Source organism: Microbacterium sp. CFBP9023 (assembly GCF_034045055.1).
Classification (GTDB): domain Bacteria; phylum Actinomycetota; class Actinomycetes; order Actinomycetales; family Microbacteriaceae; genus Microbacterium.
The window spans coordinates 907,782-923,252 of sequence record NZ_JAXCWI010000001.1 but is presented as its reverse complement, the minus strand read 5'-3'; the positions used below and the strand labels follow the sequence as shown (position 1 = coordinate 923,252).

Below are 15,471 nucleotides of genomic sequence, written 5' to 3'. Positions count from 1 at the left end.
GGCAATCGATGAGTCATGTGACCCGAAGACGCATGCGCGTTTTTCGTCCAAAGTGAGTGGTGTCCACTACTGAGTGGGCTGCGGTCGAGGAGAGATGATGGCAACCCAGCACGAATCCCAGGATCAGTCGTACGCTCGCTCTCCTGAGGAGGTGCTCCGAGTCCTCGAGGTCTCTCGCGATGGGCTCCGCCAGGACGAAGTGATTGCGAGACAGCGGAGCTTCGGGCCGAACCGGCTTCCTGAGGCCAGAAGACGAAGCCCTGTCCTGCGATTCCTCGGCCACTTCAACAACATTCTCATCTACATCCTGCTCGCATCGGCTGTCGTGAAGGCGGTCTACCGGGATTGGATCGATTTCTGGGTGATCTTCGTCGTCGCCCTCGCCACGGGGCTCATCGGTTTCCTTCAGGAGGGCCAGGCCGAGCGCGCACTCGCCGGTATCCGACGGATGCTCTCCTTGCATGCGACAGTGCTGCGAGATGGTGAATGGTCGGACGTAGTCGCCGAGGAACTTGTGCCGGGAGACATAGTGCGTCTTCGCCCGGGCGATCGCGTGCCCGCCGATCTGCGCCTTTTGACCGTCGAAGGCTTGGAGATCGATGAGTCCCCCCTCACCGGCGAATCGGTACTCGCGGTCAAGGGGACGGGGGCTGTGCCTATCGGAGCGGTGATCGGTGATCGCGTCGGGATGGCGTTCTCTGGAACGGTTGTGGGCGCCGGTACAGGAATCGGCATGGTTGCGGCTACGGGAAGCGACACGGAGCTCGGTCGGATCCAAACTCTCATCGACGAAGCGGATCCCCTCGGGACTCCTCTGACGGGGCAGCTCGATCGCCTCGGCAAACGGATCGCAGCGTTTATCCTGGTGCTGGCGGGAGTGATGACGGTTGTCGGTTTGCTGCTGCACGGTGACGGGCCGGAACAGCTGCTCGACTCTGCGATCACTTTCGCCGTAGCTGCAGTCCCGGAAGGGCTGCCGGCGATCGTCACGATCACACTCGCTCTCGGCGTGCGGCAGATGGCCCAGCGCAACGCGATCACGCGGAAACTCACGGCTGTCGAGACGCTCGGCGAGGTGACGACGATCTGCTCGGATAAGACCGGAACTCTGACGTACAACGAGATGACAGTGCGCTCGCTCGTCACATCGGTGGGTCGGTACTCGATCACAGGGGTCGGGTACAGCCCCGAAGGCCACGCGGTCTCAGAGCACTCGGGGGAGGCCGCTTCCTTCCATGAGCGTCGCGACCTGCACGAACTCGTGATCGCTCTTTCCCGCTGCACGGACGCAGCCGTCCAGAAGACTGACGATGGCTGGTCAGTCGTCGGTGCGCCCACAGAAGGAAGCTTGGTGGTGCTCGCGCGCAAAGCGGAGTTCACGGGGGAGGGATACCAACGGACGGCCGAGCTACCGTTCAACTCCAAGAACAAGCTCATGGCTGTGCTCGACCGCTCTCCGGACGGCAGCGTGCACCTGATAGCGAAGGGGGCGCCCGATCGACTCCTCGATCGATGCGCGTACCAACTCGACGCGAATGGGGGGAAGACGCCTCTCCGACGAGAAGAGTGGGACGACGCGGTGGACTCGTTGGGTCGTCAGGGGTTGAGAGTCCTCGCTGCTGCTGCTGCTCCCTCATACGGAGCGTCGACCATAGAGCTTGGGGACGTGCACAGTCTCACACTGTTGGGACTTGTCGCGATCGCGGATCCACCACGCGCCGAGGCGATCGAGGCGATCCGTCGCTGCCGAGAGGCAGGCATTCGGGTCACGATGATCACCGGAGACCACGCATCAACTGCATCCGCGATCGCGGCGGAGCTCGGTATCGCGGGGCGGTCTTTTCCGCGGGTGGTGACCGGCGCCGAGCTGCAGGGGATGTCGGATGTTGATCTTGCAGATATCGCACCGACCGTGGATGTCTTCGCTCGTACGAATCCGGAGCACAAGATACGAATCGTTCGTGCGTTGCAGTCGCGACGTCAGGTGGTTGCGATGACGGGGGACGGTGTGAACGATGCCCCTGCTCTCACCCGTGCTGACATTGGCATCGCGATGGGCATCAACGGGACCGAAGCAACGAAAGAGGCGGCAGACATCGTCCTCGCCGACGACGACTTCGCCACGATCGAGCGGGCGGTAGCCGAGGGGCGGCGCATCTTCGACAACATCCAGAAGTCACTGATGTTCATCCTGCCGACGACTTTCGCCCAAGCGCTGATAGTTCTGACAGCGGTCATCATCGGGTTCGTTCCGCCGCTTCAGCCGACTCAGGTGCTGTGGGTGAATCTTGTGACCGCCATTACTCTCTCCCTGGCTCTCGCATACGAGCCGGCCGAACAAGGGCTGATGTCCCGGCCGCCTCGAGCCGTCACATCCTCGATGATCGACGGAATCCTCATCGCGCGGATCACGGTCGTGACGCTACTGATCACAGCGGCGTCGATCGGCATCTTCTTCGTGGAGTTGGGGTCTGGGTCGTCGTTCGCCATTGCGCAGACCAGCGCGGTGACCGTGCTCGTTCTCGGACAGGTTGCGTACCTGTTCAACTCACGATTCTTGCGCGTCTCGAGCTTCTCCCTTCGTGCGCTCCGCGGCAACCCAGTCGTCTGGGTATCTGTCGGTATCCTGCTCCTGCTTCAGCTCGCTTTCACGTACGTGCCAGCTATGCAGGAGTGGTTTCACACGGCACCACTCACATGGCGAGAATGGGGCATCGCCCTCTCGCTCGCTGTAGCGATCTTCCTGATTGTGGAAGTGGAGAAGGCGATCGCTCGGGCGGCCCGGAGACACCGGGCGCCTCGCACATACCGTTGATGGCAACGCGCGGCAGCCAGGCTGACCTGACGATCAGCCTTCCCTGGCGAACAAGTCGTCGAGCTCAGCGAAAAGGCCCTCTGCGTCACCATCGCAGGTGAGCAGCGCCGCATTGGACGGAACCTGCGCAGCTGCGTCGACGCCAACCACGACGGAAACAACGGGAGGTGCCGGTCGGCGCGCGAACGCCACAGCTGCTTCCGGGAGCGTAAATCCGTGGCGAGCGGCAATCGATGCCAGCTTGCGAGCTCGCGTCACGATTGCATGAGAGGGCTTCGCGTATTCGAAATGCGACGATCGGTCGGGGGTGGGTGAGGCAAGAATGCCGCTGTTGAAGACGCCCGCCGACATGACGGCGACTCCGCGGGCAAGGCACTCAGGAATCAGTTCGTCGAGTGCGGTTCGATCCAACAGCGTCAGTCGGCCTGCCACCATGACGACGTCGATGTCGCTCTCGCGCACGAACCGCAGGAGTGTGGCGACATCCTTGGTTCCCACCCCGATGGCGCCCACCTCTCCAGAAGCGCGCTTTCGCTCGAGAGCCGGTGCTGCCTCTGAGATTGCTTGATCGACGTGTTCGTCCGGGTCATGAATGAAGGCGATGTCGATGTCATCCAATCGGAGGCGATCTCGCGAGGAATCGAGCGATCGTGACACTCCGTCCGAAGTGAAGTCCCACCGGCGATAGGCTGCGGCTCCGACGCCTTCGATGATGCGGCCGACTTTGGTGCTCACAACGATCTCGGCCCTGTCCACTCCCACCAGCGCTCGACCGAGCCGGCATTCCGACAGCCCGAGTCCGTAGTGGGGGGCGGTGTCGAAATGGCGGATACCGTTGCTCAGAGCACTCTGCACGATGGCGTCCGCCTCGTCCTGGTCGAACGAGTCGTAGAGGTCTCCGAATTGAGCCGTCCCGAGCCCCATCTCAGTGACCGCGACGCCGGTAACGCCGATCGCATTCGACTTCATTGGTTCTCGCCCCCCAGGCGCGTCGTCACGGCGAACCCGCTCAAGCAGTGCGGCTGTCTCGCCAAGCCTCGTACTCCGCGCGGCTGTTGGCAGACAACGGATAGTAGTCCGAGAGCCGGGCGCCCTGTTCGAGACGCATCCGGCTGAAGACCTCCCAGTTCTCGTGATCCTCGGCTGACTTCACCAGTTCGAGGGCTTTTCCCTGTGGCACGATCACAGCGCCGTCGTCGTCGGCGACCACGACGTCGCCGGGGAGAGCGAGTACCCCACCCACTGCGACAGGAACGTCGTATGCCCATGGGAACAGGTCTGTCTGCGACGCATAGTGTGGGGTCGTTCCCGTGCACCAGATGGGCACGCCCAGCTCGCGGACGCGTGCTGCGTCTCGGATTCGGCCGTCGACGACGATCCCCGCTCCTCCGCGACGCTTGAAGTAGCGGACGAGCATGTCACCGAAGCAGCCAGTGAACGCGCTGCCGTATGCCTGGACAACCAGCACGTCGCCCTCCTGCACGGTTTCAAGGACTTCCCACAGTGCAGTGTGGCGTTCGATGTACTCCTGATCGACACCGCTCGCGATGTCCTCGCGCTGGGGCATGAACTGCAAGGTGAGCGCGGAGCCGACGACACGGCTCCCGCGTTCAAACGGCATCGGTCCCTGCACGGCGGTTCGGGTGATGCCCATGCCGTTGAGCTTCGCGCAGGCTGTCGCCGCGCTGATGATGTTCATACGGTCGATGATGTCGGCGTCCGCGCGGTCGAAAGTATCGCCCCGGACAGGCAGCGGCCAGACGTTCGAGAGGTTCTCGGTTGCGGTGTTCATTAGTTCTCCTGTGTCGAGCGGATGAGCTGGTGGGTGGCGCGATATACGCGGCGTGCGATCGCGAGTTCGAGGGTGATACGCGTACGAGGGGGCAGCGAGACGGTCAGGCGAGGGCCATCTATCTGGCGAACGTCGTAAGAGATGGAAGGGCGCGGAATTGTGTAGTCGTGCGGATCGCCGGGGTAGTTCCCTCCCCGATCGAACGCGACCGAGGCGATGTGGTCTTCGCCGAACGACCCGGCGGTCACCTCGACCTCGCGGTCGTAGTCGCCGACATTCACAAGTTCGAGCGAGACCGAATCTTCGCCGGCGCGGCGGACGAGGGCCGCAACATCCTCCGGTAGTCCCGGTCTCCCGCGCTGCGCGTCTGCAATGATCACCCGAGCGAAGGGAAGTCCGCCGTAATAGACAGCTGGCGGTGCTCCGGTCACGAGTTGGGTGAGGACCTCAGTTACGACCGGGTTGAGCCTTTGCCAGAAATGGATGTCACCGTCGGCCGGCGTTTCGTCGGCTCGATCGATCAGCGCGAGCCGGCGCAGGACCTGACCGATCGCCATGTCCAGCGCTTTTTCGGGGTAGTCCTCGTTGCGGCCGTCGAGGAACTCGAGCCAGGGCGCCTCGTGCCCCTGCTCCTCCTTGTCGTGGAACCACCGCACCTCGCGCCAGTCGGTGCTGGACGACGTGCGGATGCGATCGAGCAGATCGCGGGCCTCGGCCGCGTGACCGATCCAGTCAAGCCACATCGCCGTTTCGATCGGCACGGGGTGGTGGTCGAACCAGCCGTGCGGTCCATAGCGGTAGGGGACGAGGAGTTCGGTGGCGTCGTCGTCGGCGCCCAGACGTTCAGCCCAGCCGGGACCGAGGCTACCCCGCGTGGCGATTCGATCCCATGTCACGGCGTGAGCCAGCACTGTGTCCAGCAGTCCTTGGGCAAGGTCTAGCCGCCCCGTTTCTCCGGACAGCACGACGCTGTTGAGTGCCGCGACCGTGGCGGCACTGGCGATGGTGTGAAGACCGTGGGGCCATGACCAGCCGTAGTGCCCGCCGTACCAGGCTCCGCCGTGGAGCTCTCCGACCTGACCGCTGGGCCCCACGTTGTCGGGGAGCACGCCGTCGTTCGCCGCGGCTCGTTCGCGCCACGCGTCGATGTAGTCGAGCGCCCAATCGCGGTACCGGTCGTCGTGGTCGTAGAGCCAGGCGTTGGTGGCGAGCGTCGTCGCGGTGAGGTTGACGGCGGTGTCACCGCGCCCCATTCGCTCTTGCATGGAGGCGCCCATCCGTGCGGCGGCGCCCGGCGCACGGAGATCGTCCCAAGAGCTAACACCCTCAACGTCCAGCAGGGGCAGTCCGTAGATCTCCATCCCCGGCTGGTCCGCGCTGTACTCCGCCCAGTCTTCGCCTACGCCCCAGCGTGGGCCGCCGGCTCCGGTGTGGGGAGCCACGATCATCCGTGAGGCGGAATCGTAGTTTCCGGTGGGGGAGTCGGGGAGGTAGTACCCGGCAAATCTTCTCGCTCGCTCGCGGAACAACAAGTCAGCCGGGTCGGCGGCGCAGATGCCGAGGAACAAGGACAGTGACTCGCCCTGATGGAACCAGTCATAGCCGACCTCGTATTCGTCTCGGACAAAGCCGAACGCGGTCATCTGGGACGTGATTCCCTCCCAGTGCCGCTTCGCTGCGTCGAGGAGATCATCTGCTCCGCCAAGTCGGTACAGCGCCGGCCAGTTGAAGAACGGCTCGTAGAAGTCATCTACGCCATCGCGGCCGTACATGCTCCCGTTGTAGCGGAGGCTGCCGTCGGGCTCGCAGAAGCGCTCCTCGAACCGACGCCAACCGAGATCGAGGAGGCGTAGGAGCTCGCGCTCAAGGAGGGCCCATCGCGGTATGCCGCGAAGCGGGACGGATGCCGTGATGCGCGTCATCCCTTCACCGCCCCTGAAGTGAGGCCGCCGATGATGCGCTTTTGCAGGACTACGTAGAACACAATGACCGGCACGACGGCGAGGAGCATGTTGGAGTACACGAGCGTGTAGTCGGTGGAGTATTTGCTGATCGCGGCGAAGACGCCGGTCGTCACCGTGTACAGTCCGGATCCCGGTCCAAGGATGATCCGCGGATTGACGAAGTCTGCCCAGACACCCACCGCATTCAGCACCACTGCGGTGGCGATCGCGGGCGCCATCAAGGGGAAGATCACCCGCCAGAATGTCCCAATTCTCGATGCCCCGTCGATGCGCGCGGCCTCGTCGAGCTCGCGCGGGATGCTCTGCACGTATGCCGTGAACAAGAACAGTGTCGTCGGGATCGTGAGTGCAGTCTGGAAAAGGATGAGCCCGGGCATGGTGCCCATGAGCCCCACGGTCTTGAGGACATAGATAACCGGGATCACGATGGTCTGGCTCGGAATAAAGAGACCGGCGAGCATCACGAGCATGACGGTGCGGTGGATGCGCCGGGTGCCCCGTGCGATCGCGTAGGCAGCCGGCCCGGTGACGAGAATGGAGAGGACATTCACGATCACAACGAGGAACGCGGTCGTGCCGTATGCGGCGATCACGTTGAAGTCCGTCGACGTTGCTGCGGCAAGCAAGTTGTCTATCGTGAAGCCCTGGGCTGGCGGTGCGAAGGGTGCACCGAGGATGTCGTCCTCTGTCTTGAATGCGTTCGAGATGAGCAGATAGAGCGGGGCGCCCATGAGGGCGACGAGGGCGAGGACGGCGACGAGCCAGGCAATGCGACGGGCCATCATGCGGACACCGCCTCCTCGCTCCGACGGCGTAGCTGCGTGAGCGCCACGGTGACAACGATGATGACCATCATGAGGACGACCGACTGGGCTGCACCGTATCCGAGCTGGGAGCGACTGAACGACGTGGTGAGAATCGTGAAGACCACGGTCTGGGTCGTGCCCGCGGGCCCGCCGGCCGTGAGCGCGAGCACGATCTCGTAAACGCGGAGCAGACCGATGGCTGCCAGCACGATGTTGAGGGTCACGGTGGGGGCGAGCACCGGGAGCTTGACCCGCCAGAACGTTGCCCAGGGGCCGGCGCCGTCGATCGTCGCGGCTTCGAGTAGCGACGCATCGAGGGTCTGAAGACCCGCAAGGTAGAGGATGACGTTGAGACCAAAGCTCGCCCAGATGATGACGAGGACTGTCGTGACCATTGCCCACGTCGGATCCGCGAGAAATGGCACCCGGTCGACGCCGAGGGACGTCAACAGGGAATTGACGGCACCGTTGGTGCCAAGGATCGAGGCCCAGAGAAAGCCCAGAATGATGGGGCCGATCACATACGGCGAGAAGACGAGAACCCGCATCACTGTGTTCACCCGCGAGTTGCGGTTGAGGAGCAACGCGATGCCGAGGCCAAGTGCATTGCACGCGAGAGTGCCGACGACGGCGATCACGCCGGTGTACGTCGCCGCGTGGAAGACCTCAGGGTCCTGCAGGAGCCGTTCATAGTTGCGAGTACCGATCCAGGACGGCGGGATCGTGAATCCGTCCCAGTCGGTGAAACTCAGGTAGGCGGCGATTGCGATAGGAATGAGCACGAAGAGGGCGACCAGCGCAAGCGCCGGTCCAATCATCACCGCGTCCGTCAACAACTCCATCCGTTCACGGCGCCGCCTCCGCGCGGCCGAGGCCGACGAGGAGATCCCCTCGTCGACCTCGGTCAATACGTCATTGCGTGGCATTGAGGCCCCACCACGCGTCAAGGGCGGCGGCAGCATCGGCAGGGGTCGTGCCCACATAAAGCGCCTGAACCTGCTTGTTCAGCTCGTCGCCAAAACCTCCGGGAATGCCGGGACCAGAGGTGCCGATCACAAGGCCAGGTGCAGCGTCGAGGATCGCTCCGACCTCCTGGTTCAGCGGACTGCCTTCGTAGGTGTACCCCTGACGGAAGTTGCCCTCCGACTCGAGGGAGGTTGTCACGGCCTTTTCGTCGGTGACCAGATACTCAACGAGCGAAAGTGCGAGCTCCTTGTTCTCGGACCCCTCAAGGATCGAGTACGGCTGCGCGGGCCCGCTCATCTGGGGAGCTGTGTCTCCCGTGAGCGACGGGGCGGCAAACACGCCGACCTCGAAGTCGACGCCAGCCTCGTCGATCGAAGGGACAAGCCAGTTGCCCATGACGATTGAGGCCGAGGTTCCGCTCGTGAAAGCATCGATCGAGTCCTGGTACTTCAGACCGAGGGCTGCGGGATCGACCATGCCGTCAGCGATCCAACCGGAGTACGCCTCCAGGAAGTCAGCGTAGGGGCTGTCCGCGAAGGACGCGTCGCCGTCGGTCACCTCAGTGTAGAAGTCACCCGATTCGAGCAATGCCGGGTTCGACATCATCGCAAACTGTGCGCCGGTGACCCACTCTCCAGCGGTGCCCAGCGGGGTGACACCGCCCGCGGCCTTGACAGCCTTCAGCGCCGCCGTGAAGTCATCGACGCTGGTCGGGGCTTCGGTGACTCCTGCGGCGGCGAACAGGTCCTTGTTGTAGAAGACGAGTGACTGGATCTGCGCGCCTGTAGCGACCTGCCAGATCTTGCCGTCAATCGCGTTCTCCTGTGCGAGCGGGGTGTCGAGCACCCATGATTCCTCGGGGAAGGCGAGCAGTTGAGGTGCGACCACCGGGTCGAGGTTGCTCGCGACGATGTCGGGGATATCGCCGGACGCCAACTCCTGCTGCAGCGTGGACTGAACGTTCTCGCCGCTGGGGACCTCGATCGTGACGGTCACTCCCTCGTGCTCGTCGACCCAGGGCTGGACGAGTTTCTCGTAGTACTCCTTGGTCAGCACGGGTGTGATGTTCGCCAGAATGCGCAGTTCGGTCTCACTGCTGTCGCCGCCACCGCCACTCGTCGAGCAGCCCGCCAAGAGCCCGGCTCCGAGAGCCGAGGTGGCGATCAGCGCGACGACACTTCGGGTGTTGTGTCGCATGAATCCTCCTTGATCAGATGCAATCGCCTATCGATAGGCGATTGCAATGTAGCGCGAAACCACAAGCGATGGCAACTACGCGCTCGGATGGTCGAGCGCACCGGATGCGTGCTCCGCGAAGGCTGCAGCTGCCGCGTCTGCATCTCCGTCGACCAGCGTCTGGATCAGGTCGCTGTGCCAGGACACCACACGACTGCGGTCGCCAAGATATCCGGGGTCGCCGATCGCACGCTGACTCACAAGCATCGGCTCGAGCGTGTCCCAGAGGCGGGCGAGTACAGCTCGGCCTGTTGACGCGATCACGCTGCGGTGAAACTCGACGTCGAGCGCGCGAAAGGCCGCACGGTCGTCGGCGTCGATCGCCTGCTGCATCCGAGAGACCACCCCGCGCAACTGCTCGAGCTCGGTGTTTGTGGCCACCTCGGTGGCGATCCTTGCTGCCTCGCGCTCGATGGATGCGCGCATAGTCCGCGCTAACTCGAACTCGTGGGGGGAGATCTCGGTCACAAAGCTCCCGTGGCGCGGCACGGATTCAACGAGGCCCGCATGGACCAGGCGCTTTACAGCTTCGCGGACGGGAGCCTGGCTGATGCTGAGCTGCCGGGCGATTTCCGACTCCACGACCCGGGTTCCGGGTGCGCGGCTGCCATCGAGGATCGAGGCGAGGATGATCTCGTATACCTGGTCGGACAACAGTCCTCTGCTGATCATCGTTTCGGGCATTGTTGCTCCCTCTCATCGTGCGCGGTCCTGCAACACTAGCGATAGTCGATCAGGAGGTACGGCATGGGCGCGGTGGTCGAGGGCTATCGGACACGACTGCGCGCGGGGGTGGCTGCGGAGTACCTGCGCGTGCACTCTCGGATCCCTGAGGAACTTCACGCTGCCTTGAGCGCGTGCGGGCTGGTTCGGTGGCGGATCTGGGTGGACGGCGAGACTCTGTTCCACGTGATCGAAACCCGCGGCGGCCGCGATCGGATGGTCGAGCGGATGGAATCCCGCGAGCTCGTGGACCCTGCATGGGATGCGGCTATCGCAGCCTTGGTCGACGACGCCGACGGCAGCTCGTCGACGCTGCCACCGGTGTGGGATTCCCTCCTCGGGTGAGCTTGTAGCGCCCGACACGTACTGGCACAGTGCAGAGCGCCTCCCTGTGCGGTGAAGGCTTGGGGCATTGACGACGATGCCTCGACGTGGTTTGATCTCGATCAGCCATAATCGACTATCGATTGGAAAGATCAATGAAGATCCGACGGATGGTTGCCTTCGCAGCCGCGGGTGCTGTCGCAGCCGGCGCTCTCTTGGGCGGAGTCATCGCTCCCGCAGCGAGTGCCGGCGTACTCGGGAGCTCGCTCCACGTATCGACATCGGGGGATGATGCAGGGGACGGCTCCTCGTCGTCCCCGTTTCGCACGATCCAGCACTGCGCCGATGTCGCCCGTGCGGGTGACACCTGTGTGATCCGCGAGGGCACTTATCGAGAGACGGTGACACCGCAGCGAAGCGGCACCGCGATGTTGCCGATCACCTTCCAAGCTGCGGAGGGTGCCCGTGTCGTGATCGACGGCTCTGAACAGCTCGACGGATGGGAGCCGGTGACCGCATCGGACCTCGCGGATCTTGTCGTGGCCGATCCGAGTCTCGAAGGCTCGGAGTTCGCGAGCTCCGTTGAAGGGGGCACCGTGTTCCGCGTGGACGTGGACTTGCCCGCGGGTCTTCCAGGTCAGCAGATCTTCATCGATGACGCTATGGCACCGGAGGCTGCCTGGCCGCACGCCGGCGATGACCCGGCGCACGCGGCGAAAGCACACGCCGACTGGGGTACGCAGACGCAGCTTGGCGATGATGCTCTGTCGCAGCCCGAGGGCTACTGGGTCGGTGCACGGCTGCTGTCGCACAACTGGTTCGTGAGCGAGACGGGACGAGTGACATCGTCATCGCCGGGCTCCGTGACCGTCAACACTCTGCCAGCCTGCGTAGGCCTGAGCCCGAACACGACGAACTACTACGCACTTTCGGGCAAGCTCTCCCTCATCGGGCGTGACCGGGAATGGCACTACGACGATCAGGCAGATGCTCTTTACGTGCGAGTTCCCGGTGGCGACCCCGCCTCCGTCAAGATTGAGGCGAAGCAACGTGAGTTCGGATTCGACCTCTCTGCACGCTCCCACATAAACGTCATCGGTCTCAGCCTGAAAGGCACGAGTATTCTCACTTCGTCAACGACGTCCCACGTCGTGCTCGACGGACTCTCCGCGCGGTATGTCTCTGAGTACGCCGACCTCGTGATCGACCCCAACACGGTCACTCCCTCGGACCCCTGCGATGTCTTGACCGCCGGAGAGACAACTAGCGGCATCCAGCTTCACGGCTCGGACAACGTCCTGCGCAACTCTTCGATCGCGTACAGCGCCGGTAACGGCGTCGTCGTGACGGGGGAGCGCAACAGCGTCCTGAACAACGTCATCACCGATACCGACTACATGGGCAGCTACGCGGGCGGCGTCAACGTGTTGGGTACCGATAACACGGTGATGCATAACACCATCGCCGGCACGGGGCGCAGCAGCATCAACATCGACAACAAGGTTGCGGGCTACGACGCCTCTGGCCACCGCATCGCGTACAACGACATGAGCCACTACGGAAAGCTCGTGCACGACGTGGGCGCGGTTTACGTGTGCTGCCGGGTGGACCTCGGCGACACTCTCATCGACCACAACACCATGCGCGATGCGGCGCCCGTGTCGACTGTTGCTCCCGCCCCAGGGGTCTACCTCGATCTGGAGACCATCAACGGAGTGGTTGCCGACAACGTGACGTGGAACCGAACCACCTACGGGGTCGTGTTGATCAATCCGAACGGCGGTCACGCCTCAGGCACGAAGGTCATCAATAACACCAGCGGCACCGACCGCAAGGCGCTGAGTCTCTTCGGCGGCACGTACGAGGGCATCGAGGTCACGAACAACCTCGGCGACGTCGACAACGCAGCAGGTGTGACCCTGACAACCAACCTGCCCAACCAGGAGGCCGAATTCACGAACCCGGCGACGCATGACTTCACCGTGGGTGAAGGATCCTCCGCACGCAACGGCGCAACCCCGCGCCCTCCCTACTCGGACGGGTCCACAGACACCGCGCCGACAGTGGGCGCGTACCAGTTCGGAGCGCCAACCTGGCGGTCCGGGGCGACGCTCGTAGGCGGCACGGTCGAGGCTGAGTCCTACACAGCGTCATCAGGCACGTCGACGAGGGCCGGTGCGAGCGGCACGGTCGTCGGTAGCTTCGACGGGGGCGACTGGGTGTCCTACAGCGGAATCGACTTTGGCGCCGGGCGCGACCTCATGCGCCTCAACGTCGCGACCGACGACCCATACGAGAACCAGACCTTCGAGGTCCGAATCGATGCAGCGGATGGTCCTGTGATCGCGAACTTCCGTGTCGATTCGACAGGTGGTTTCGACCGATTCTCGGAGCAGTACACGAGTATCGTTCCGACCTCTGGAGTGCATGATGTCTACATCCGCTCGATCGGCTGGGCAGGCATCGGCGATGTCGATGCCTTCTCATTCCTCAACACAGGTACGCAGCTCGAGGCGGAGAGTGCGGCCCTCAGGATAGGGACTTCGACGGACCGCGGGGGAAGCGGCGTCGTGGTCACGAGGATCGACCGTGCGAACGTGCTGCTGTTCCGCGACGTCGACTTCGGAGCTGGCCGCACGGAGTTCGCTGCGTCCCTCGCAACAGATGCCGCGGGGGCGAAGTACGCGATCCGGCTCGACTCGCCTCTGGGGACGAAGATCGGCACCCTGAGCGCAACGTCCACCGGATCCACGGTCCGGTTCGAGACGCAGGAGGTCGCGGTCACAGCGACCACCGGAGTCCACGACGTCTACCTCATTCCATCGGGCGGGCGAAAGCTGGGTTCACTCGATTGGATCGCGTTGCGCTAGTCGAGGTGACGCGGCCGCAGGACCTAGGGGTTCGGGGGCTGCCTTCGACGCCGGGCTCATCGGTGCCGTCGACTGGCTCGAAGCTGATTGTGAGCCGCTCTCGAGTCGAATGACTTATCGCCGACCGCACCCGACATGGCTACGGTTTCCGGATGAGAGATATCGACCCGAAGGCGGTCCCAAGCGGCACGGGGTGCGTGGACTGCGACGATGTGGGCTCGTGGTGGGTGCACCTCCGCCGCTGCGCGGCATGCGGCCACGTGGGATGCTGCGATAACTCCCCGAATCGCCATGCGACAGCTCATGCCGCGACCACGGGCCACCCACTGATCCAGAGCTTCGAGCCGGGGGAGGAGTGGTTCTGGAATTACGACAGTGAGCAGTACGTCGACGGACCGGTCCTTGCTCCGCCCCAAAGTCATCCCGATGACCAGCCCGCCCCGGGGCCCGCCGGTCGAGTGCCCGCTGACTGGAGGCAGATCCTGAGGGCCCAGGGCACGTGAATCGTCATTGACGGTGAGCGGGTGAGAGCACCGAATCGAGTCGATTGACCTACGCCGACAATCAGCGGCTGCGGGATAGTCAGATCATGGAGCACAAGAAGAAGATCGTCGTTGTCGGCGGCACCGGACTGGCTGGGTCTGCAGTGGTAAGGACGCTCTCCGAGCAGCCCGTCGACCTCGTCGTAGCGTCTCGGGCCACTGGGGTGAACTCATTCACGCGCGCGGGTCTTGAGGAAGCGCTTGATGGAGCGGACGTCGTCATCGATGCCACCAACTCCTCCTACACCGATGAAGAGGCAGCTCTCGAATTTTTCGAGGTGTCGAGCTTGAACCTGGTGAATGACGGACGTGCAGCGGGAGTCTCGCATCACATCGTGCTCTCCATCGTCGGGGTCGAGAAACTCGCGAACTCCGAGGGCGGCTATTTCCGAGCGAAGGCTCTCCAGGAGCGAATCGTCGCAGAATCTGGAGTGCCCTACACGATCATTCACTCCACACAGTTCTTCGAGTATCTCCGCAGCATCGCAGCGTTCGCGACGCGTCAAGGTCGGGTGACTGTCCCCGATGCGCTGGTCCAACCAGTGGCGGTCGAGGAAGCCGCGAAGGTGATCTCAACGGTCGCCTTGTCTGAACCTCGCAACGGGGTGCTCGAAGTCGCAGGTCCGCAACGCGGCCGGCTGAAAGACTTCATCCGCTTCGATCTCGCCTCGGTTCTCGACGATAGGCAGGTCGTCGCCGACGCCTCCGCCACGTACTTCGGAGAACTTCCGACGGACGATCTATTCCTTCCGGGGCCGTCCGCTCAGCTGTCCGACGTGACGATCTCGGAGTGGCTCGAAACTGCGCGCGCGGCTCAACCAGACCTGTTGCATGTGAGCTGGCCGTTCCCGTGAGATTGAACCCCCAGAGATCGGAAGAATGATGTCCACACAACATGAGGCCCCTCTTCCGGAGGACGTGGAGCAGGGCGTCCTGATTGCCGGCGCGATCCCCGGAGGCGACCCCGCGGTACTCCATCACGCAAGCGCTCTCGCTCAGGCGATGGATGTGCCATTGCTGGTCGTGCATGTCGATACCACCATCGAAATCGACTTGCCCGATCCTGATGGCTACGTCCGTCCTGTACTCGAGGCGCTTCGGCGCGGCGAAGCGGATCTTGAGATCGTTCGCAGAGAGGCGAAGTCAGTTCTCGAGCAGACAAGTGTCGAGTGGACCGTGGTCCAGGTGGCCGGTGATCCGGCGATGGCTTTGCATCATCTTGCTGAGCGCTACCACGCGTCGATGTTCATTGTCGGTACTCGGCGCGGCGACATCGGAGACGCCGTTCGTGAATTCTTGGACGGCTCCGTGGCGTTGCGCCTCACTCGCCATCAGTCCCGCCCGGTCGTCGTGATTCCGACAGGAGTCATCCACCCCTGGCATATCGAGCGCGACGGATGAGAAATGCCAGCGTGCGGCGCCGAAAGGGCCTG

Annotated in this window: 13 protein-coding genes; 6 read left to right on the top strand and 7 right to left on the bottom strand. The window is 63.6% G+C overall.

Annotation, left to right across the window (positions count from 1 at the left end):
- Window positions 1-97: 97 nt before the first annotated feature.
- On the top strand, window positions 98-2,815 hold the full coding sequence (locus tag SOM10_RS04530; protein WP_320488643.1) for an HAD-IC family P-type ATPase: 2,718 nt from the start codon (window positions 98-100) through the stop codon (window positions 2,813-2,815).
- 33 nt (window positions 2,816-2,848) lie between these two features.
- Here the strand turns inward: SOM10_RS04530 and SOM10_RS04525 are convergent, their stop codons facing one another.
- The 7 genes from SOM10_RS04525 to SOM10_RS04495 all read right to left on the bottom strand — a co-directional run bounded on the left by SOM10_RS04525 (window position 2,849) and on the right by SOM10_RS04495 (window position 10,263).
- Window positions 2,849-3,784: an aldo/keto reductase gene (locus SOM10_RS04525; RefSeq protein WP_320488642.1), complete on the bottom strand. Its 936-nt coding sequence runs from the start codon at window positions 3,782-3,784 to the stop codon at window positions 2,849-2,851.
- Between the two features lie 40 nt (window positions 3,785-3,824).
- A complete protein-coding gene (locus SOM10_RS04520; RefSeq protein WP_320488641.1) occupies window positions 3,825-4,607 on the bottom strand; it encodes a ribonuclease activity regulator RraA in 783 nt (260 codons plus the stop codon).
- A complete protein-coding gene (locus SOM10_RS04515) occupies window positions 4,607-6,529 on the bottom strand; it encodes a hypothetical protein (protein WP_320488640.1) in 1,923 nt (640 codons plus the stop codon). Before SOM10_RS04515 ends, SOM10_RS04520 begins: the two co-directional genes overlap by 1 nt.
- The gene (locus SOM10_RS04510; protein WP_320488639.1) at window positions 6,526-7,356 is read right to left on the bottom strand and encodes a carbohydrate ABC transporter permease; all 831 of its coding nucleotides are present in this window, start codon (window positions 7,354-7,356) and stop codon (window positions 6,526-6,528) included. The genes SOM10_RS04515 and SOM10_RS04510 overlap by 4 nt, the downstream gene beginning before the upstream one ends.
- Window positions 7,353-8,285: a sugar ABC transporter permease gene (locus SOM10_RS04505; RefSeq protein WP_320488638.1), complete on the bottom strand. Its 933-nt coding sequence runs from the start codon at window positions 8,283-8,285 to the stop codon at window positions 7,353-7,355. The genes SOM10_RS04510 and SOM10_RS04505 overlap by 4 nt, the downstream gene beginning before the upstream one ends.
- 4 nt (window positions 8,286-8,289) lie before the next feature.
- The gene (locus SOM10_RS04500) at window positions 8,290-9,540 is read right to left on the bottom strand and encodes an ABC transporter substrate-binding protein (RefSeq protein WP_320488637.1); all 1,251 of its coding nucleotides are present in this window, start codon (window positions 9,538-9,540) and stop codon (window positions 8,290-8,292) included.
- A gap of 75 nt (window positions 9,541-9,615) precedes the next feature.
- Window positions 9,616-10,263: a GntR family transcriptional regulator gene (locus tag SOM10_RS04495; protein ID WP_320488635.1), complete on the bottom strand. Its 648-nt coding sequence runs from the start codon at window positions 10,261-10,263 to the stop codon at window positions 9,616-9,618.
- Window positions 10,264-10,326: 63 nt separating this feature from the next.
- Here SOM10_RS04495 and SOM10_RS04490 point away from each other — a divergent pair, with 63 nt between their 5' ends.
- The 5 genes from SOM10_RS04490 (at window position 10,327) to SOM10_RS04470 (ending at window position 15,439) form a co-directional block, all read left to right on the top strand.
- Complete coding sequence (locus tag SOM10_RS04490; protein WP_320488633.1) at window positions 10,327-10,647, top strand: L-rhamnose mutarotase; 321 nt, start codon at window positions 10,327-10,329, stop codon at window positions 10,645-10,647.
- 380 nt (window positions 10,648-11,027) lie between these two features.
- Window positions 11,028-13,496, top strand: a complete 2,469-nt coding sequence (locus SOM10_RS04485) for a carbohydrate-binding protein (RefSeq protein WP_320488631.1) — start codon at window positions 11,028-11,030, stop codon at window positions 13,494-13,496.
- Window positions 13,497-13,648: 152 nt separating this feature from the next.
- A complete protein-coding gene (locus tag SOM10_RS04480) occupies window positions 13,649-13,999 on the top strand; it encodes a UBP-type zinc finger domain-containing protein (protein WP_320488629.1) in 351 nt (116 codons plus the stop codon).
- Window positions 14,000-14,085: 86 nt separating this feature from the next.
- Window positions 14,086-14,892 carry an SDR family oxidoreductase gene (locus SOM10_RS04475; protein ID WP_320488627.1) on the top strand — a complete coding sequence of 269 codons (807 nt, stop codon included), beginning with the start codon at window positions 14,086-14,088 and terminating at the stop codon, window positions 14,890-14,892.
- A 28-nt stretch (window positions 14,893-14,920) separates the two neighbouring features.
- A complete protein-coding gene (locus SOM10_RS04470) occupies window positions 14,921-15,439 on the top strand; it encodes a universal stress protein (RefSeq protein ID WP_320488625.1) in 519 nt (172 codons plus the stop codon).
- The last annotated feature ends 32 nt before the right edge of the window (window positions 15,440-15,471 follow it).

Coding starts and splice junctions, on each gene's coding strand:
- SOM10_RS04470 (WP_320488625.1), top strand. CDS start 14,921: ATGTCCACACAACATGAGGCCCCTCTTCCGGAGGACGTGGAGCAGGGC.
- SOM10_RS04510 (WP_320488639.1), bottom strand. CDS start 7,356: ATGATGGCCCGTCGCATTGCCTGGCTCGTCGCCGTCCTCGCCCTCGTC.
- SOM10_RS04495 (WP_320488635.1), bottom strand. CDS start 10,263: ATGCCCGAAACGATGATCAGCAGAGGACTGTTGTCCGACCAGGTATAC.
- SOM10_RS04490 (WP_320488633.1), top strand. CDS start 10,327: ATGGGCGCGGTGGTCGAGGGCTATCGGACACGACTGCGCGCGGGGGTG.
- SOM10_RS04475 (WP_320488627.1), top strand. CDS start 14,086: ATGGAGCACAAGAAGAAGATCGTCGTTGTCGGCGGCACCGGACTGGCT.
- SOM10_RS04500 (WP_320488637.1), bottom strand. CDS start 9,540: ATGCGACACAACACCCGAAGTGTCGTCGCGCTGATCGCCACCTCGGCT.
- SOM10_RS04480 (WP_320488629.1), top strand. CDS start 13,649: ATGAGAGATATCGACCCGAAGGCGGTCCCAAGCGGCACGGGGTGCGTG.
- SOM10_RS04515 (WP_320488640.1), bottom strand. CDS start 6,529: ATGACGCGCATCACGGCATCCGTCCCGCTTCGCGGCATACCGCGATGG.
- SOM10_RS04525 (WP_320488642.1), bottom strand. CDS start 3,784: ATGAAGTCGAATGCGATCGGCGTTACCGGCGTCGCGGTCACTGAGATG.
- SOM10_RS04530 (WP_320488643.1), top strand. CDS start 98: ATGGCAACCCAGCACGAATCCCAGGATCAGTCGTACGCTCGCTCTCCT.
- SOM10_RS04520 (WP_320488641.1), bottom strand. CDS start 4,607: ATGAACACCGCAACCGAGAACCTCTCGAACGTCTGGCCGCTGCCTGTC.